This is a genomic window from Pelomonas sp. Root405 (assembly GCF_001425165.1).
Classification (GTDB): Bacteria; Pseudomonadota; Gammaproteobacteria; order Burkholderiales; family Burkholderiaceae_C; genus Pelomonas.
The window spans coordinates 25987-44954 of the sequence record NZ_LMDU01000014.1; the positions used below are offsets into that span (position 1 = coordinate 25987).

Sequence of the window (18968 nt, forward strand, 5' to 3'; positions counted from 1 at the left end):
GCCGGTCTGTGAGAATCCGGGTCCCTGCCTACTCTCGTTCCCCTCCATGTGCGGCATCACCGGTCTGTTCGATACCCGCGGCCAGCGCCTGCCCGAGCGCGCGCGCCTGCATCGGATGAACGAATCCCAGCACCACCGCGGGCCGGATGAGGGGGACCTGCACATCGAGCCCGGCGTCGGTTTCGGCCACCGCCGCCTGTCGGTCATCGACATTGCCACCGGCCAGCAGCCCATCTTCAATGACGACAAGTCGGTGGCCCTGGTCTTCAACGGCGAGGTCTACAACTACCTGGAGCTGATGGACGAGCTGCGCGGCCACGGCTATGTTTTCCGCACCAAGAGCGACTCCGAGGCCATCGTGCGCGCGTGGGAGCACTGGGGCGAGGACTGCGTGCACCACCTGCGCGGCATGTTCGCCTTCATGATCCACGACCGCAAGCGCGACTGCCTGTTCATGGCGCGCGACCGCCTGGGTGTGAAGCCGCTGCATTACGCGCTGACCGAGGATGGCTGGCTGCTGTTCGGCTCCGAGCTGAAGAGCCTGATGGCCCACGGCGGACTGCGTCAGGAGATCGACCCGCGCGCGGTCGAGGCCTATTTCGCGCTCGGCTATGTGCCCGACCCGGCCACCATCTACAAACACGCCAAGAAGCTCGCCCCCGGACACCGCCTGCTCGTCAAACGTGGCCAGGCCGTGGGCACGCCGCAGCGCTACTGGGACGTCAGGTTCACGCTTGACGCCAAGATCGGCGAAGAAGAGGCCGCCGAGGAGCTGCGTCGCCAGTTGTCGGAGTCGGTCAAGCTGCGTCTGAAGGCCGAGGTGCCGCTCGGCGCCTTCCTGTCCGGGGGCGTCGACTCCAGCGCCGTCGTCGCGGCGATGGCGCAGCTGGATGACCAACCGGTCAACACCTGCTCCATCGGCTTCGACGACCCCAAGTTCAATGAGACCGAGTTCGCGCAGATGGTGGCCGACCGCTACCGGACCAACCATCGCGTCGAGACCGTCGGCAGCGACGACTTCGGCCTCGTCGACCTGCTGGCCCATCTCTACGACGAGCCCTATGCGGACTCGTCGGCCATCCCGACCTACCGCGTCTGCGAGTTGGCGCGCAAGCATGTGACCGTGGCGCTCAGCGGCGACGGCGGCGACGAGAGCCTGGGCGGCTACCGCCGCTACAAGATGCACATGATGGAAGAGCGCATGCGCAGCGCCTTCCCGCCCGCCCTGCGCCGCGGCATCTTCGGGCCGCTCGCCAAGCTGTATCCCAAGGCCGACTGGGCGCCGCGCGTCTTCCGCGCCAAGACCACTTTCCAGGCCATTGCTCGAAATTCGGTCGACGCCTATTTCAACACCATGGGCCTGGTGCGCGACCCACTGCGGCAGGAGCTCTTCAGCGACAGCTTCAAGCGCGAGTTGCAGGGCTGGCATGCCAGCGAGGTCTTCCACGAACACGCCCAGCGCGCCGGTACGGACGACCCGTTGGCGCTGGTGCAGTACCTCGACATCCACACCTATCTGCCGGGCGACATCAACACCAAGGTCGACCGCGCCAGCATGGCGCACAGCCTGGAGGTGCGCGAGCCGCTGATGGACCACAAGCTGGTCGAGTGGGTGGCCACGCTGCCGTCCGCGCTGAAGCTGCGCGGCCAGGAAGGCAAGTACATCTTCAAGAAGGCGCTGGAGCCCATGCTGCCGCATGACGTGCTCTACCGGCCCAAGATGGGTTTCGCCGTGCCGCTGGCGCGCTGGTTGCGCGGCCCGCTGCGCGAGCAGACGCGCCAGGCGCTGCAGCACGGCGCGCTGGCGCAGACCGGCTGGTTCAACCCTGGCGTCATCTCACGGTTGCTGGACCAGCACGAGCGCGGCGCGATGGACCATGCCCAGCCGCTGTGGGTGCTGCTGATGTTCGACGCCTTCCTGCGCAATGCGGGTCTGGGCACCGCCACGGCCCGTGCCGCGGCCTGAAGACGATCACAAGGACAACAAGATGAAGGTTTCGGTTTTCGGTCTCGGCTACGTGGGCGCCGTGTCATGCGCCTGCCTGCCCGAACTCGGCCATGACGTGGTGGGCGTGGACATCAACCCACTCAAGGTCGAGCTGATCGCATCGGGCCAGTCGCCCGTGGTGGAGGAGGGCATCGAGGAGCTGATCGGCGCCGCCGTCAAGGCCGGCAAGCTGACAGCCACGCGCGACGTTGCCGCGGCGGTGCGCGATACCGAGATTTCGCTGATCTCGGTGGCCACGCCGTCGCTGCCTAACTTCATGCCCGACTTGACCGCGCTGGACGCCGTTGTTGGCCAGATCGGCGCCGAGATCGCCAAGAAGGACGGCCAGCACACGCTGGTCATCCGCAGCACCGTCGCGCCCGGCACCACGCGTGCGCGCATCGCGCCGCTGCTGGAGAAAGCCGCGGGCCGCAAGATCGGCGACCGCCTGTCGCTGGTCTTCAACCCGGAGTTCTTGCGCGAGGGCTCGTCGGTCTCTGACTTCCACAACCCGCCGCAAACCATCGTCGGCAGCCTGGACGAGGCCGGCGTCGAAGTCATGCGTCGTCTCTACACCGGCGTGCCGGGCAACTTCGTCGCGGCGGATGTCGGCGTGGCGGAGTCGGTCAAGTACCTGTGCAATGTCTTCCATGCGCTGAAGATCGTCTTCGCCAACGAGGCAGGCGCCGTGCTGAAGGAAACCGGTCTCGACTCGCGCGACGTGCTCGAGCTGTTCTGCCGCGACACCCAGCTCAACATCTCCAAGGCCTATCTGCGCCCCGGCTTCGCCTTTGGCGGCTCCTGCCTGCCCAAGGAGGTCAAGGGCTTCCTGACCATCGCGCGCGAACGCGGCGTCGACATCCCCGTGCTCGGCGCGCTGCTGGACAGCAACGACGCCCACATCGGCCGCGCCTATGAGCTGATCGCTGCTGCCGGCCGCAAGCCGGTCGCGCTGTTCGGCCTGGCGTTCAAGCCCGGCACCGACGACCTGCGCGACTCGCCGCTGGTGGTGCTGGCCGAGAAGCTGCTCGGCAAGGGTTTCGACCTCGCCATCTACGACAAGTTCGTCAAGATCGCGCGCTTGCTGGGCAAGAACAAGGAATACATCGACCGCGAGATTCCCCACCTCGACAAGCTGCTGCACGACACGCCCGAGGCCGTGCTGGCCAAGGCCGAGATCGTGGTCGTCGGCCATGCCGATGCCGAGACGCGTCAGCGCATCATTGCGTTGGCGAAGGGTGCGCGCGTCGTGGACTTGAATGGTTATGCCGATCTCCGCGCTGCCGGGTTTGCCCAGTACGAAGGCATCTGCTGGTGAACCGTTTGAAGGTCGCGTTCGTCTCGCCTGTCTTCCTGTTTCCGGCCGATGCCGGCGGCAAGATCCGCACGGGCAACATCCTGCGCGGGCTCAAGGAGAGCGGCCAGTTCGACATCACGCTGCTGTCGCCGGCAACGCCTGAGCAGCAGCGTGAATGGCAGGGCGAGATCGACCGGCTTTGCGAGCGCTTCGTTGGCTGGCAGCCGAACTCGCCGAAACCGCGCTGGAAGCGCGCGCCAGACCTGCTGTCCTCGCTGCCGATCAACGTGGTGAATGACCGCACGCCCGCGGCCGTTGCCGCCGTCGAGAAGGCGCTGGCCGCCGAGCGGTTCGACGTTGTCGTCTTCGATTTCGTCCATGCCGCTGTGCTGCGACCCGACCAGCTTCAGGGTGCAACAGTCTGCTTCACGCACAACGTCGAGACGGAGATCTTCGAGCGTCACGCCAAGACGGCCGCGAGCGCACCGCTGCGCTGGCTGTGGGCCGCGCAGGCGGCCAAGATGCGCCGCTTTGAGCGTGAGGCGCTGGCCCGCTTCACGCGCGTGGTCGCCGTGTCGGAGCGCGACGCGAAGATGTTCGAGAAGAACGATGGGCTCAAGACCGCACGCGCCATCCCGACCGGCGTGGACCTGGACTTCTTCTCCTGGCAGCCACCGGCGGATGGCAGCCCGGTGGTGGTCTTCACCGGCTCGATGGACTGGGAGGCCAATGTCGACGGCATCCGTTTCTACATCGACGAGGTCTGGCCGCGTGTGCGCAGCCAGATCCCTAACGCGCAATTGCGTGTCGTCGGCCGCCATCCGCCCGCGTCGCTGACGCAGCGCAATGTGCCCGGCGTGACCTTCACCGGCTTTGTCGACGATGTGCGCGACCATGTGCGTGATGCGCAGGCTTTCGTCATCCCGCTGCGCGTCGGCGGCGGCACCCGCATCAAGGCCTTCGAGGCCATGGCCATGGGCCTGCCAGTCGTGTCGACGACCATCGGCATCGAGGGGCTGGATGTCGACCACGGCACGCATTTCCTTCGTGCTGATGGCGCCGAGGCGTTGGCCGACGCGACGCTCAAGTTGATTGCCGATGGCGCGCTGCGCCTGAAGCTGTCACGTGCGGCGCGCGAGCTGGTTGAAGCGCGCTTCGGTCATCGTGTCGCGGCCGAGGTGTTCGCCTGCATCCTCGTGGAAGCCGTCGAGGCGTCGGCATGACGAGGTTGAAGGTGCTGACCTTTTCGACGCTGTTTCCGAGCAGCGTTCGCCCAGGCCATGGCATCTTTGTCGAGACAAGGCTGCGCGAGTTGGTGAAGAGCGGCGAGGTCGAATCCCGTGTCGTCGCACCCGTGCCCTGGTTTCCATCAACCAAACCGCGCTGGGGCGATTACGCCAGGTTTGCCGCCACGCCCGCGCGGGAGCAGCGCAATGGCCTGGATGTGCTGCATCCGCGCTATCTGCTGCTGCCCAAGGTGGGCATGACCACGGCACCGCTGACCCTCGCCCTCGGCGCGCGCGCGGCCTTGCAGCAGGTGATCGACGAGGGCTTCGACTTTGATGTCATCGATGCCCACTACTACTACCCCGACGGTGTCGCCGCCGCCTTGCTGGCCAAGTGGTTCCGCAAGCCGCTGGCGGTGACGGCCCGCGGCAGCGACGTCAACCTGATCGGCCGCCATGGCCTGCCGCGACGCTGGATGCGCTGGGCTTCCAAGATCGCCGATGCCTCCATCGGCGTCAGTCAGGCACTGGTCGACCGGATGAATGAACTCGGCATCGTCAGCCCGCGCCAGCTGGTGCTGCGCAATGGTGTCGATGTGGAGCGTTTTCGCGCTGACGCAGATCGGGTTGCCCTGCGTGCTCGCCTGGGTGCCGAAGGCAGTCCGCTGTTGGTGTCGGTCGGCAATTTGGTGCCGTTGAAGGGCCATGACCTCGTCATCGAGGCGCTGGCCATTTTGCGCGGCCAAGGACTGCAGGCGCGTCTATGCATCATCGGCGCAGGGCCGCTGCGCCCCACCCTTGAAGCGCTGGCGGATCGCCTGGGACTGCGTTCGGAAGTCCGCTTCCTCGGGGCTCTGCCGCAGCAGGATCTGGCCGGCTGGTACGCCGCGGCCGACATGCTGCTGCTCGCATCGGAACGCGAGGGTTGGCCGAACGTGTTGCTGGAAAGCATGGCCTGCGGAACGCCCGTCATCGCTACCGCGGTGGGCGGAATCCCGGAGATCGTCAAGATGCCGTTTACCGGTCGCGTCGTAGAAGAGCGCTCCGCACGCAGCCTGGCAGAGGCTGCCAAGGCCCTTTGGCAGTCGCCATCGTCACGCGACGCCGTGCGCGGCTATGCGCAGGGTTTCGGTTGGCAGGCGACGACCGAAGGCCAGCTAACGCTGTTTGGGGACATGGCTCGCTGCTGGAGGGCCCGTCATGCGTGACCTTGCCTTGCTGGTCATCATCGGCTGGATCTTCATCCAGGCCTTCCGCCGGCCCTGGATCGGCATCCTGGGCTGGACCTGGCTCAGCATCATGAACCCCCACCAGCTGAGCTGGTCGTTGAACACGATGCCGATCGCGGCCGCCATCGGCGGCGCCACGCTGATCGGCCTCTTCATTACCAAGGACAGGCGCGACTACTCGCAAAGTCGCGAGGGCATCGTCCTCATCCTCTTCATGGTCTGGATGTGCATCACGCTGCCTTTCTCGATGATCTTCGAGCCGTCCTTCGAGCTGTGGAAGCGGGTCATGAAGATCGATCTGATGATCCTGGTGGCCATCGTGCTGCTGCACAGTAAGCGACACGCCATGCTGCTGACCTGGGTGCTGGTCTTCTCCATCGGCTTCTTCGGCGTCAAGGGCGGCGCGTTCACCCTCGCGACCGGCGGCAGCTACAAGGTGTGGGGACCGGAGAACACCTATATTGAGGGCAACAACGAGGTAGCGCTGGCCATCGTCATGGTCATCCCCCTGATGCGCTTCCTGCAGATGCAGATGCAGGCTAAATGGGCTAAGACGACGATGACAGTCTGCATGGTGCTGATGGCGATGTCGGCGCTCGGCAGCCACTCGCGCGGCGCACTGCTGGCCATTGCGGCAATGGCCTTGGTGCTGTGGTGGCGCGGCAAGAACAAGATGGTCGGTGCGATGTTGATGGTGGTTGTCGGCATTGCGCTGCTGTCGGTGATGCCGGCCGAGTGGTGGGACCGGATGAACACCATCAAGACCTATGACCAAGACGATTCAGCGCTCGGCCGCCTCAACGCCTGGGGCATGGCTTGGAATCTGGCCAAGGACCGGATTTTCGGTGGCGGCTACATGATCTGGACGGCCAGCATCTTCGCCATCTACGGGCCTGAGCCCGACCGCGTGCATGCCGCGCACAGCATCTATTTCATGGTGCTGGGCGAGCAGGGCTTCATCGGCCTGTTCCTTTTCCTGACCATGTTCACCATGGCCTGGTTCACGGCGGGCAAGCTGCGTATCAAGGGGAGGGCGCAGCCGCAGACACAGTGGCTGTCCGACCTTGGCGGCATGCTGCAGGTGAGCTTGGCCGGCTATGCCGTGGGCGGGGCCTTCCTGAGCCTCAGCTACTGGGACCTGCCCTACAACCTGCTCATCCTCGCGGTCATCGGCCAGCGTTGGATGCAGAACAAGGCGTGGTTGCAAGAGAAGGAGGAGCCGGTCATCTACTGGCCCGAATTCCTGAAGAAGCGTTTCCAGAAGAAGAAACCGGTGCCGATGCTGCCATGAAGCCCTTGTTCAGCCTGTTGTCTCCGGCGGGCGCGCGGGCGCGCCTGACGGTGTTGATCTTCCATCGCGTGCTGCGCGTGCCGGATCCGCTATTCCCCGACGAGGTCGATGCCGCGCGCTTCGATGAGTTGCTGGGCTGGGCCAAGTCCTGGTTCAACGTGCTGCCGCTTGATAGGGCCATCCGGCAGCTCCACGAAGGCGCTCTGCCAGCACGAGCGGCTGCGTTGAGCTTCGACGACGGCTACGCCGACAACCATGATGTGGCGCTGCCGTTGCTGCGAAAGCATGGCCTTCCGTGCAGTTTTTTCGTTGCCACCGGCTTTCTCGACGGTGGGCGGATGTGGAACGACACGCTGATTGAATCGGTTCGGCGCAGCAGCAAATCCGTGCTGGATCTGCGCGGTCTGAAGGACGGCCACGGTGAGGATCTGGGCCAGCATGCGCTGGGCGATGATGCCCACCGCCGCACAGCCCTCGGCCACCTGATCCAGCGCGTCAAGTATCTGGCCCCGGAGCCGCGCGTCGCCTGCGTCGACGCCATCGCGCAGCGCGCCGAGGCCAGCCCGCCCGACGACCTGATGATGAACAGCGAGCAGGTGCGCAACCTGCGCCGCGCCGGCATGCAGATCGGGGCGCATACGGTCAGCCACCCGATCCTGGCGAAGCTTCCCGTCAACCAGGCCGCCGACGAGATCGCTCGCAGTCGAGACGCGTTGCAGGCCTTGCTCGGAGAGCATGTCGGCCTGTTCGCGTATCCCAACGGAAAGCCGGGGACCGATTACCTTCCCGACGTACACCCTGGCATCGTCCGCGAACTGGGTTTCGATGCGGCGGTCTCGACCCGCTGGGCGGCGGCGCGACGCGGTGAAGACGTCTTCCAGATCCCGCGATTCACACCGTGGGACAGAGGGCGGCTGAAGTTCGGCCTGCGCCTCGCTCGCAATTTTTCGAACTAGCGACGAGGCCCATCAAGGCGCCCCTGCGGAGAGTGCAGACCTGGACCATGTCGGGCGGTCTGCCCAACCACCCGCGCATGGTGCCGTCAGGCCGCAGCGACGGGGATACCGATGGCCTTGCCCGAGGCAATGCGCTGCTTCCACTCGGCCGGGCCGGTGATGTGGGCGCTGGTGCCGGTGGCGTCGACCGCCACGGTGACAGGCATATCCACCACGTCGAACTCGTAGATGGCTTCCATGCCCAGGTCCTCGAAGCCGACAACCTGGGCGCCCTTGATGGCCTTGCTGACGAGGTAGGCCGAACCGCCGACGGCCATCAGGTAGGCGCTGTTGTGGTTCTTGATCGATTCGATGGCCACCGGGCCGCGCTCCGCCTTACCGACCATCGCGATGAGGCCGGTCTTTGCCAGCATCATGTCGGTGAACTTGTCCATGCGCGTGGCGGTGGTGGGGCCGGCGGGGCCGACGACCTCGTCACGCACCGGGTCGACCGGGCCGACGTAGTAGATCGCGCGGTTCGTGAAGTCCACCGGCAGCGATTCACCCTTGGCCAGCATGTCCTGGATGCGCTTGTGGGCGGCGTCGCGGCCGGTCAGCATCTTGCCGTTCAGCAGCAACGTTTCGCCGGCCTCCCAGGTGGCGACTTCGGCCGGCGTCAACGCGTTCAGGTCGACGCGGCGGCTCTTGTTGTAGTCGGGCGCCCACTGCACGTCGGGCCACAGGTCCAGGCTGGGCGGCTCCAGGTAGGTGGGGCCGCTGCCGTCCAGCACGAAGTGCGCATGGCGCGTGGCAGCGCAGTTAGGGATCATGGCGATGGGCTTGCTGGCCGCGTGGGTCGGGAAGGTCTTGATCTTCACGTCTAGCACTGTGGTGAGGCCGCCCAAGCCCTGCGCGCCGATGCCCAAAGCGTTCACCTTCTCGTACAGCTCGATGCGCATCTCTTCGAGCTTGTTTTGCGGGCCGCGTTGCAGCAGCTCGTACATGTCGATGTCTTCCATCAGCGCCTGCTTGGCCAGCAGGGCGGCCTTCTCGGCCGTGCCGCCGACGCCAATGCCCAGCATGCCCGGCGGGCACCAGCCGGCGCCCATGGTCGGCACCGTCTTCAGCACCCACTCGACGATGTCGTCACTGGGGTTGAGCATGTAGACCTTGCTCTTGTTCTCCGAGCCGCCGCCCTTGGCCGCGACGATGACGTCGACCGTGTTGCCGGGCACCACCTCCATCTGCACGACGGCGGGCGTGTTGTCCTTGGTGTTCTTGCGGGCAAAGATGGGGTCGTCCAGCACCGAAGCGCGCAGCTTGTTATCGGGGTTGAGATAACCCTGGCGCACGCCTTCGTTGATGGCGTCCTCGATGCTGCCGCTGAAGCCTTCCCAGCGCACGTCCATACCGATCTTCAAGAAGACGTTGACGATGCCGGTGTCCTGGCAGATCGGGCGGCGACCTTCGGCGCACATGCGGCTGTTGGTCAGGATCTGCGCGATGGCGTCCTTGGCGGCGGGCGAGGCCTCGCTCTCGTAGGCGCGGGCCAGGTGGGCGATGTAGTCGGCGGGGTGGTAGTAGCTGATGTACTGCAGCGCGGCGGCGACGCTGTCGACGAGGTCCGCGTACTTGATCGTGGTGCTCATGGGGTCCTAGGGCTCGGTGCGGCGAGGCGGAATTATCCCGCAGGCTTCCCCTTGTTCGGCCCGCGCCCGTGCCGGGCAAACCGATGTGCAGGTCAAAAAGAAGAATCCCCGGCAACTTGCATTGCCGGGGATTCTTGTTGGATTCAACCCTGCGTCAGCGCATGCGCGCTGATCGCAGAAGCCTTATCAGGAGCTCTTGCGACGGCGAGCGAAAGCCACGCCACCCAGGGCCAGGCCGACCAGGGCCAGCGAAGCCGGCTCGGGCAGGTTGCCCACCGAACCGATGGCCACCGACGCGAAGCGCAGGGTGCCGCCGGCAACCAGGAATTCACCGAAGCCGTCACCGAAGAAGGTGATCTTGCTGAAGGTGCCCGACGAGTCGATGGCACCGATGAAGTTGGTGTAGCTCTGAGCCGCGGCATAGCCGGGGTTGTCGTTGGCGCTCAGCGCGTTGGCCGGCAGGGTTGCAGCGCCGCCGTCGAAGGCGATCCACAGGCCCGAGCCCGTGGCAGCGACACCATAGGCAGCTTGGACGGCAGCGGAGCGGGTGTTGGTCGTGCAGCAGGTACCCCAGTCACCGATCTCGAAGCCGAAGGCATTGACCGGCGAAGAGAACGTGAAGGTCAGACCGCTGGTGTAGCCGTTGATGTCCGGCTTGCCGGCGGCGCCGCCACCAAGACCGGCGGTCGGGTTGATGTTCCAGGTGTTGCCGGACAGCGATTGGCCGTTGCTGCTGTAGGCGCCGCCGTTCGGGGTGGCCGCAGCGCCGTTGGACGTGCGCGTCACGGTAACCGTTGCGGGGTTGCCGCCCAGATCCGTGTAGGCGTAAGAACTGGCGGCCGTGACTTGAGCTGTCGTCACGGCAGCACCGGTGCCGGTGATGACGCTGTCGAAGGTCGAGATGTTCGGCAGCGACAGGTTGTAGACAACCGGGGCGGCGACGGCCGAAGTAGCGGTCAGGACCAGCAGCGACGCTGTGGCGAGGATTTTGTGAATCTGCATATTTATCTCCACGGAAAGGTAAGTAACCGACCGGTTTTAGCAAGGAGAGTGCCATGACGAATTTCTTAATTAAATCAATGACTTGATGCGCTGTAAAAAGAAATGGGGCGGCCTGTGTAAATTTGCTCGACACCACAAAGATGGGCATGCTGAGACCGTGCCATCTGTTGGGAGGCTCCATGAACACCCGCATCGAACGCGACACCTTTGGCCCTATCGAGGTGCCCGCCGACAAGCTATGGGGAGCGCAGACGCAGCGCTCGTTGCTGAACTTTGACATTTCAGGTGAGCGCCAGGCGCCCGAATTGATCCGCGCGCTCGCGAAGGTGAAGCGCGCATCGGCCGTCGTCAACCAGGCGCTCGGGCTGCAGGACGCGACGAAGACCGACGCAATCGTTCGCGCGGCCGACGAGGTCATCAGCGGCCTGCATGCCGACGAGTTTCCGCTCGTCGTATGGCAGACCGGCTCGGGCACGCAGACCAACATGAACGTCAATGAGGTGCTGGCCAACCGCGCCAGCGAGCTGCTGGGCGGCGAGCGCGGCGAAGGGCGGCTGGTGCACCCCAACGACGACGTGAACCGCAGCCAGAGCAGCAACGACGTGTTCCCCACTGCCATGCACGTCGCCGCCGTGCAGGCGCTGACAGAGCGGCTGCTTCCGCCGCTGCACGCCCTGCGCACGACGCTGGCTCAAAAGACCGAGGCGTTTGACGACATCGTCAAGATCGGCCGCACCCATCTGCAGGACGCGACGCCGCTGACGCTGGGCCAGGAGATCTCCGGCTGGGTGGCGCAACTGACGCACGGCGAGCGCCACGTGATGGCCGCACTGCCGCATCTTTATGAGCTGGCATTGGGGGGCACGGCGGTCGGGACAGGCCTCAACGCCCCGAAGGGCTATGCCGAGCAGGTCGCAGCCGAATTGGCGCGGCTGACCGGCCAACCCTTTGTCACCGCGCCGAACAAGTTCGAGGCGATGGCTTCCTGCGACGCCCTGGTCCATGCCCACGGCGCGCTAAAAACGCTCGCCGCCAGCATGACCAAGATTGCCAACGATGTGCGCTGGCTGGCCAGCGGCCCGCGCAGCGGCATCGGCGAGATCCGCATCCCGGAGAACGAGCCGGGCTCGTCCATCATGCCGGGCAAGGTCAACCCGACGCAGAGCGAGGCGGTCACGATGCTGGCCGCTCAGGTGATGGGCAACGACGTGGCCATCAACATCGGCGGCGCGTCCGGCAACTTCGAGCTGAACGTGTTTCGGCCCATGGTCATCCACAACTTCCTGCAGAGCGTGCGGCTGCTGGCCGATGGCATGGCCAGCTTTGACAAGCATTGCGCCGTCGGCATCGAGCCGAACGAGCGGCGGATCAGCGAGTTGGTGGAACGCTCACTGATGTTGGTGACAGCGCTCAACACCCATATCGGCTACGACAAGGCCGCGCAGATCGCCAAGAAAGCGCACAAGGACGGCAGCAGCCTGCGCGAGGCCGCGCTGGCGCTCGGCCACGTAACGGCCGAGCAGTTCGACGCCTGGGTGGTACCGGCGCAAATGGTCGGCCGCTGAGGATCAGTGCTTGCCCGACTCCGTGGAAGCCAGCAGCCGATCCGTGTAGGCAATCGCCATCGCCGATGCAAGGAAGGCGACATGGATCAGCGTCTGCCACATCAGCGTTTTCTCGCTGTAGTTGTCGGCGTTGATGAACGTCTTCAACAGGTGGATGGAGCTGATGCCGATGATGGCCGTGGCCAGCTTGACCTTCAGCACCGAGGCGTTCACGTGGCTGAGCCACTCCGGCTGGTCGGGATGACCATCCAGGTCCATGCGCGATACGAACGTCTCGTAGCCGCCCACGATGACCATGATCAGCAGGTTGGAGATCATCACCACGTCGATCAGCCCGAGCACGACGAGCATCAGGATGGTTTCGTTGAGCTTGCCGGGCAGCGCCTCGCCCTTGTAGCCGATGCTCTTGACCAGAATGTCCAACGCCGCCTGGTTGCCGAACGCCGCCTCGATCAAGTGCACCAGCTCCGTCCAGAACTGGAACACGTAGACAGCCTGCGCCAGGATCAGCCCAAGATACAGCGGCAGCTGCAGCCAGCGGCTGGCGAAGATAAGGCGGGGCAGAGGGCGGAGCTGGGGATCGTTGGGCATGGATGGGGCGCGAGCAGAATTGGGGGAAATTCTAGGTGCCGTGCATGACGCCACATCGTCAGGGCATCGTCAGACGCCAGAAGCACAGTCCGCGCCAAGAAATCATCAGGAGACAAGCCATGAGCACGCTCAACACCTATGCGCCCACCGCCGAGTGGGTTGCCAATGCCCACGTCAAAGGCGAGGCCGGCTATGCGGCGCTGGTGGCCGAGGCCGAGGCCGACTACGCCGGCTTCTGGGCCCGCCAGGCCCGCGAGCTGTTGAGCTGGCAGACGCCGTTCACCAAGACGCTGAACGACAGCGATGCGCCCTTCTTCAAGTGGTTCGAGGACGGCAAGCTGAACGTTTCCTACAACTGCCTCGACCGCCATGTCGAAGCCGGCAAGGGTGGCAAGACGGCGCTGATCTTCGAAGCCGACGATGGCAAGGTCACCAATGTCACCTACTCGGAATTGCTGGCCAAGGTCGGTCAGCTAGCCAATGCATTGAAGGCGCGCGGCATCAAGAAAGGCGACCGCGTCGTCATCTACATGCCCATGTCTGTCGAAGGCGTGGTGGCCATGCAAGCCTGCGCCCGCATCGGCGCGACGCACTCGGTCGTGTTCGGCGGCTTCTCGGCGCAGTCCTTGCGCGACCGCGTGCAGGACGCCGGCGCCGTGGCCATTCTCTGCGCCGACGAGCAGGCGCGTGGCGGCAAGGCGCTGCCGCTGAAATCAATCGTCGACGAGGCGCTGGACGGCGGCGTCTGCCCGACGCTGAAGGACGTCATCGTCTACAAGCGCACCGGCGGCAAGGTTGGCTGGGTCGAAGGCCGTGACTCGTGGCTGCATGAGCTGATGGCCGCTGAGTCCACGACCTGCGCGCCCGAATGGGTCGAGGCCGAGCACCCGCTCTTCCTGCTCTACACATCCGGCTCCACCGGCAAGCCCAAGGGCGTGCAGCACAGCACCGGCGGTTATCTGCTGCACGCGGCGCTGACGACCAAGTGGACCTTCGACCTGAAGGACGACGACATCTTCTGGTGCACGGCCGACATCGGCTGGGTGACCGGCCACACCTACATCACCTACGGCCCGCTGGCCCTGGGCGGCACCGAAATCGTCTTCGAGGGTGTACCCACCTACCCAGACGCCGGCCGCTTCTGGCAGATGATCGAGAAACACAAGGTCACGATCTTCTACACGGCGCCCACGGCCATCCGGTCGCTGATCAAGGCCGCCGAGAGCAACGCCGCTGTCCACCCCGCGCGCTCCGACCTCAGCAGCCTGCGCCTGCTGGGCTCAGTCGGCGAGCCCATCAACCCCGCTGCCTGGGAGTGGTACCACCAGCATGTCGGCGGCGGCCGTTGCCCCATCGTCGACACCTTCTGGCAGACCGAGACCGGCGGCCACATGATCACGCCGCTGCCCGGCGCCACGACGCTGGTGCCCGGCTCCTGCACGCTGCCCTTCCCGGGCATCACAGCGGCCATCGTCGACGAGACCGGCAACGACGTGCCCAACGGCCAGGGCGGCATCCTGGTCGTCAAGAAGCCGTGGCCCAGCATGATTCGCACGATCTGGGGCGACCCTGAGCGCTTCAAGAAAAGCTACTACCCGCCGGAGCTGAAGGGCTACTACCTGGCCGGCGACGGCGCCATCCGCGACGCCGAGACGGGCTACTTCACGATCACCGGTCGCATCGACGACGTGCTGAACGTGTCCGGCCACCGCATGGGCACGATGGAGATCGAGTCGGCGCTGGTCAGCTGCACCGAGCTGGTCGCCGAGGCGGCCGTCGTCGGCCGCCCGGACGACACCACCGGCGAGGCCATCTGCGCCTTCGTCGTGCTGAAGCGCCCGCGCCCCAGCGGCGACGAGGCCAAGGCGATTGCCAAACAGCTGCGCGACCACGTGGCCAAGGAGATCGGCCCCATCGCCAAGCCCAAGGACATCCGCTTCGGCGACAACCTGCCCAAGACCCGCTCGGGCAAGATCATGCGGCGGTTGCTGCGGTCGGTGGCGAAGGGCGAGACGGTCACCCAGGACACCTCGACCTTGGAGAACCCGGCCATCCTGGAGCAGCTAGGTCAAGCTTACTGACCGGGCCGGGTTCGGGGTTCACTCATATCGCCCAGCGATGTGGGTGAACACCAAAATCCCGCGATCCTTGAGCAGCTGGGTCAGGCTTACTGACCAGCTGCTCAAGCCGCACGCAGTGCGGGGAGGCGCAAGCCGACAGCGGGATTTGGGGCGTGCTCATATCGCTTGCGATGTGAGCGAGCACCAAAACCCGGCCATCCTGGAGCAACTGGGTCAGGCCTACTGATCGCTGCCGCGAGTGCCAACGAAAAGGCCGCCCCCGGGCGGCCTTTGTATTGACGGGTGCGGATCAACCGCGTTGACGGCGGCGCGCCACGAAGCCGACGACGCCCAGCCCACCCAGCAGCATCGCCAGGCTGGCCGGTTCAGGCACAGGCGACACATTGAGCGCCTGGTCGAGGCGGATCTTCAGGAACTCGGTGTTGTCCGAGCCCAGGTTGCGCCCGCCGGTGCCGGGGTAGTTGTTGTCGTTGGCGACCAGCAGCGTGTTCGCATCGAGGATGAGGACGCTTTCGATGGTCGTGAACGGGAAGGTGAAGGCCGTGCTGCCGTCGCCGTTCAGGTCGTTGGGGTCGGCGATGTCCATCAGGTTGACCACTTCGGTCTTGCTGAGGTTGCCGCTGCCGTCGACTTGGTTCAGGTCGATCTTGAAGATCTTCTTGAACGGCGTGCCGCTGGTGGCGGTGGCGCCGTTGCGCTCGATGACCAGGAACTCGTGCTCGTTGATGGCCGTCATGTCGCCGATGGCCGTGCCGGCGGCATCGAGCTTGTAGCGCCATTGCTGGCCGGTGTAGCTTTCGGTGTCGATATCAAAAGCGTTGATGCGCAGCGTGCGGGCCGGGTCGCCGGTCACCGTGCCTTCGAGCAGCGTGTAGAGGCGGTCCCCATTCGGGCTGGAGGCCATGCCCTCGAAGCCGAGGGAGCGGCCCAGCGTCGCGCCGATGGTGCCGTTCACGACCGCCTCGTTCTGCGGCGAGGCGACGCCCAGCATGCCGACCTCGCGGCGCAGGACTTCGCCGTTGGCATTGGTCTTGATCAGGTAGGGGCCGAACTCATCACCGAACCAGTAGTTGCCGTTCTTGTCCTTGCGGGCGGCCTCCACGTCGAGGTCGGCACCGGTCAACAAGCGGTTGGCGCGGATGCTGGGATCGACCAGCGGGTTGGCGGCGTTGTTGTAGTAGCGGGTGTAGTCGGCCTGCACCTTCAGGCTGAGGAGATGGTTGGGATCGGACAGTGTGATGTGGCTGCCGGCCGTGAAGCCCGCCATGGCGGCGCCGGTGTTGAAGTTGGCCGCGGCAACCGTGCCGCTGCCGCCGGACGCAGTCTTGAAATCCGGCGTGACGGCATACAGGCGCAGCAGCGTGTCGGCCGAGTTACCCTGCGCGCCAAAGCCGTTGTCGGCCATGTAGATGTAGCTGCCGGCCTTGGGGCCGTTCAGCACGGCCGAAAAGCCTTGCACCGGTTGCTTGTTCAGCAGCGGCAGCGGGTTGCCGCCGGCGCCGCTGGCGAACTGGCCGGACGTGGGCCCGTCTGCAAACGTATTGGCCGGCATCAGCGCCCAGCCTGCCAGGGATGCCGAGGCGGCCTGGGCCAGCGGCGCGGCGAAGAGGGCGACGACGGCAGCCGCGGCTGCGGTGCGTTTCGTGAGGCGGAAGGTGGTCATGGGCGAGCCGTTAGGAAAGCGCAGAACAGCCTGCGCGGCGCGATTCTTGGCAGTGGCCGTGAAACGCCCATGACGCCCGCCCAATGAAAACAGGCCCCGCAGGGCCTGTTGAATCAGGTCGACGGCCGGCTTACTTGACCGTCATGACCCACTTGGCCAGCGTCTCGGCTTCAGCCGCACTGACCTGCGGGTTGGCCGGCATCGGCACCGGACCCCAGACGCCGGCGCCGCCCTTCTGGATCTTCTCGGCCAGCTTCTTGTACGCATCTTTGTCCTTCGCGTACTTGGCGGCCACTTCCTTGTAGGCCGGGCCGACCAGCTTCTTGTCGACTGCATGGCAGGCCATGCAGTTCTTCTTCTGGGCCAGTTCCTGGTTGGCGAAGGCGGCAGCCGGGGCGAGAAGCGCGAGGCTGAGGATCAGTACATTCTTCATGCAAACCTTTCGGGGCGTTGGACTACAGTGAACGCAAAGATACCTGAAGGAGTTGACGCATGGTTTTCGTATTGATTGGCGTGCTGTGCGTTGTTTTGCGGCTCGGCGGCTGGGTTCAGTTCCACCAGGACGATTTATGGGCCTGGGTCATCGTGCTGTCGCCCTTTGCGCTGGCCGCAGCCTGGTGGGCCTGGGCCGACGCTTCCGGCCTGACCCAGCGCAAGGCCATGCGGTCGATGGACGAGCGCAAGGCTGCGCGCCGCGAGCAGCAGATGGAAGCGCTGGGGCAGTTCAGGCCAGGGAAGAAAAAGCGCTGAGAGCGCCTCTCACTCGAACCGGTCCAGCACGGCGCCCGAGCTGGCGCTGGACGCGTTCCTGGCGAATTTGGCCAGCACCCCGCGCGTGTAACGCGGTGATGGTTGAACCCAGGCTGCACGGCGCTTGGCGATTTCCGCATCGCCGACATTCAGGTTGAGCAGCAGCTGATGGGCGTCGATGGTGATCGAGTCTCCCTCTTGCACCAAGGCGATGACACCGCCTTCGTAGGCTTCGGGCGCCACGTGGCCCACGACCATGCCCCAGGTGCCGCCTGAGAACCGGCCATCGGTGATCAGGCCCACGCTTTCGCCCAGGCCCTGGCCGATCAGCGCGCCGGTGGGCGCCAGCATTTCCGGCATGCCGGGGCCGCCCTTGGGGCCCAAGTAGCGCAGCACCATCACATCGCCGGCCACGATCTTGTTGGCCATGATGGCGGCCAGCGCGCTCTGCTCGTCGTCGAAGACGCGCGCCGGGCCGGTCATCACCGGCGTCTTCAGGCCGGTGATCTTGGCCACGCAGCCTTCCGGGCTCAGGTTGCCGCGCAGGATGGCCAGGTGGCCCTCAGCGTAGATCGGCTTGGCAACCGGCTGGATGACGTCCTGCTCGGCGCTCAGCGCTGGCACGTCGGCCAGGTTCTCGGCCACGGTCTTGCCGGTGATCGTGATGCAGTCGCCGTGCAGCAGGCCGGCGGTCAGCAACTCCTTCATGACGGCGGGCACGCCGCCCGCCTTGTGCAGGTCCACGGCGAGGTACTGGCCGCTAGGCTTCAGGTTGCACAGCACCGGGATCTTCTTGCGCATCCGCTCGAAGTCGTCAATGGTCCAGTCCACCTCGGCCGCATGGGCGATGGCCAGGAAGTGCAGCACCGCGTTCGTCGAGCCGCCCGTGGCCATGATGACGGCGACGGCGTTCTCGATGGCCTTCTTGGTGACGATGTCGCGCGGCTTCAGGTCGGCCTTGACGGCCTCGACGAGGTAGACCGCCGCTTTCTTCGTGTTCTCGACGACTTCGTCCTCGACGTTGGACATCGACGACGAGTACGGCAGGCTCATGCCCAGCGCCTCGAAGGCGGAGCTCATCGTGTTGGCCGTGTACATGCCGCCGCAGGAGCCGCTGCCGGGGATGGCGCGCTTCTCGATCTGGCAGAAGTCTTCCTCGCTCATCTTGCCGGCGCTGAACTGGCCCACCGCTTCGAAGACGCTGACGATGTTCAGGTCCTGGCCCTTGTAGTGGCCCGGCTTGATGGTGCCGCCGTAGATATAGATCGCCGGCACGTTGGCGCGCAGCATGCCCATCATGCCGCCCGGCATGTTCTTGTCGCAGCCGCCGATGACCATGACGCCGTCCAGCCACTGTCCACCCACGCAGGTCTCCACGCAGTCGGAAATGACCTCGCGCGACACCAGGCTGTACTTCATGCCCTCCGTGCCCATGGCCATGCCGTCCGAGATCGTGGGCGTGCCGAACAGCTGGGCGTTGGCGCCGGCGGCCTTCAGGCCGATGACGGCGGCGTCGGCGAGCTTTTGCAGGCCGGAGTTGCAGGGCGTGATCGTAGAGTGGCCATTGGCGATGCCGATCATCGGCTTGCCGAAGTCGCTCTCCTGGTAGCCCATGCCGTAGTACATGGAACGGTTGGGGGCGCGTGCCACGCCTTCGGTGATGTTCTTGCTGCGGCGGTTGAAGCTCATGGCGGTTTCCTCT

Annotated in this window: 15 protein-coding genes; 9 read left to right on the top strand and 6 right to left on the bottom strand. The window is 65.5% G+C overall.

All coding sequences use genetic code 11. The features are described from left to right. Positions 1-46: 46 nt before the first annotated feature. Genes ASC81_RS18155 through ASC81_RS18180 form a run of 6 tightly spaced genes read left to right on the top strand, consistent with a single transcriptional unit; the run spans position 47 to position 7986 of the window. On the top strand, positions 47-1966 hold the full coding sequence (locus ASC81_RS18155) for an XrtA/PEP-CTERM system amidotransferase (RefSeq protein WP_056270115.1): 1920 nt from the start codon (positions 47-49) through the stop codon (positions 1964-1966). Positions 1967-1988: 22 nt separating this feature from the next. Continuing rightward, positions 1989-3305 (top strand): nucleotide sugar dehydrogenase, encoded by a 1317-nt coding sequence (locus ASC81_RS18160; protein WP_056271722.1) that lies wholly within the window; start codon positions 1989-1991, stop codon positions 3303-3305. Further along, a complete protein-coding gene (locus ASC81_RS18165) occupies positions 3302-4507 on the top strand; it encodes a glycosyltransferase family 4 protein (RefSeq protein ID WP_082536628.1) in 1206 nt (401 codons plus the stop codon). Before ASC81_RS18160 ends, ASC81_RS18165 begins: the two co-directional genes overlap by 4 nt. Then, on the top strand, positions 4504-5718 hold the full coding sequence (locus tag ASC81_RS18170; protein WP_082536629.1) for a glycosyltransferase family 4 protein: 1215 nt from the start codon (positions 4504-4506) through the stop codon (positions 5716-5718). Before ASC81_RS18165 ends, ASC81_RS18170 begins: the two co-directional genes overlap by 4 nt. Beyond that, positions 5711-7030, top strand: coding sequence for a putative O-glycosylation ligase, exosortase A system-associated (locus ASC81_RS18175; RefSeq protein ID WP_056270122.1), 1320 nt, complete (start codon positions 5711-5713; stop codon positions 7028-7030). Before ASC81_RS18170 ends, ASC81_RS18175 begins: the two co-directional genes overlap by 8 nt. Continuing rightward, complete coding sequence (locus tag ASC81_RS18180) at positions 7027-7986, top strand: polysaccharide deacetylase family protein (RefSeq protein ID WP_056270125.1); 960 nt, start codon at positions 7027-7029, stop codon at positions 7984-7986. Before ASC81_RS18175 ends, ASC81_RS18180 begins: the two co-directional genes overlap by 4 nt. Before the next feature lie 86 nt (positions 7987-8072). On the opposite strand, the gene ASC81_RS18185 is transcribed toward ASC81_RS18180, so the two are convergent. Together ASC81_RS18185 and ASC81_RS18190 are read right to left on the bottom strand one after the other, a co-directional pair. Further along, positions 8073-9614: a fumarate hydratase gene (locus ASC81_RS18185; RefSeq protein WP_056270127.1), complete on the bottom strand. Its 1542-nt coding sequence runs from the start codon at positions 9612-9614 to the stop codon at positions 8073-8075. A 186-nt stretch (positions 9615-9800) separates the two neighbouring features. Further along, complete coding sequence (locus ASC81_RS18190; protein ID WP_082536630.1) at positions 9801-10616, bottom strand: PEP-CTERM sorting domain-containing protein; 816 nt, start codon at positions 10614-10616, stop codon at positions 9801-9803. Between the two features lie 179 nt (positions 10617-10795). Here ASC81_RS18190 and fumC point away from each other — a divergent pair, with 179 nt between their 5' ends. Continuing rightward, positions 10796-12181, top strand: coding sequence for a class II fumarate hydratase (fumC, locus tag ASC81_RS18195; RefSeq protein ID WP_056270129.1), 1386 nt, complete (start codon positions 10796-10798; stop codon positions 12179-12181). 3 nt (positions 12182-12184) lie between these two features. Here fumC and ASC81_RS18200 read toward each other — a convergent pair whose 3' ends face one another. Beyond that, on the bottom strand, positions 12185-12772 hold the full coding sequence (locus ASC81_RS18200; protein ID WP_056270131.1) for a TIGR00645 family protein: 588 nt from the start codon (positions 12770-12772) through the stop codon (positions 12185-12187). 119 nt (positions 12773-12891) lie between these two features. Between ASC81_RS18200 and acs the strand changes: the two genes are divergently transcribed. Beyond that, positions 12892-14853 carry an acetate--CoA ligase gene (gene acs / locus ASC81_RS18205; RefSeq protein ID WP_056270133.1) on the top strand — a complete coding sequence of 654 codons (1962 nt, stop codon included), beginning with the start codon at positions 12892-12894 and terminating at the stop codon, positions 14851-14853. Between the two features lie 289 nt (positions 14854-15142). Here acs and ASC81_RS27935 read toward each other — a convergent pair whose 3' ends face one another. Then, positions 15143-16516: an esterase-like activity of phytase family protein gene (locus tag ASC81_RS27935; protein WP_056270137.1), complete on the bottom strand. Its 1374-nt coding sequence runs from the start codon at positions 16514-16516 to the stop codon at positions 15143-15145. A gap of 130 nt (positions 16517-16646) precedes the next feature. Then, positions 16647-16949, bottom strand: coding sequence for a c-type cytochrome (locus ASC81_RS18215; protein ID WP_056270140.1), 303 nt, complete (start codon positions 16947-16949; stop codon positions 16647-16649). 59 nt (positions 16950-17008) lie between these two features. Here ASC81_RS18215 and ASC81_RS18220 point away from each other — a divergent pair, with 59 nt between their 5' ends. Further along, positions 17009-17266: a TIGR04438 family Trp-rich protein gene (locus ASC81_RS18220; protein ID WP_056270143.1), complete on the top strand. Its 258-nt coding sequence runs from the start codon at positions 17009-17011 to the stop codon at positions 17264-17266. Between the two features lie 9 nt (positions 17267-17275). Here ASC81_RS18220 and ilvD read toward each other — a convergent pair whose 3' ends face one another. Further along, positions 17276-18955: a dihydroxy-acid dehydratase gene (gene ilvD, locus ASC81_RS18225; RefSeq protein ID WP_056270145.1), complete on the bottom strand. Its 1680-nt coding sequence runs from the start codon at positions 18953-18955 to the stop codon at positions 17276-17278. Between the last annotated feature and the right edge of the window lie 13 nt (positions 18956-18968).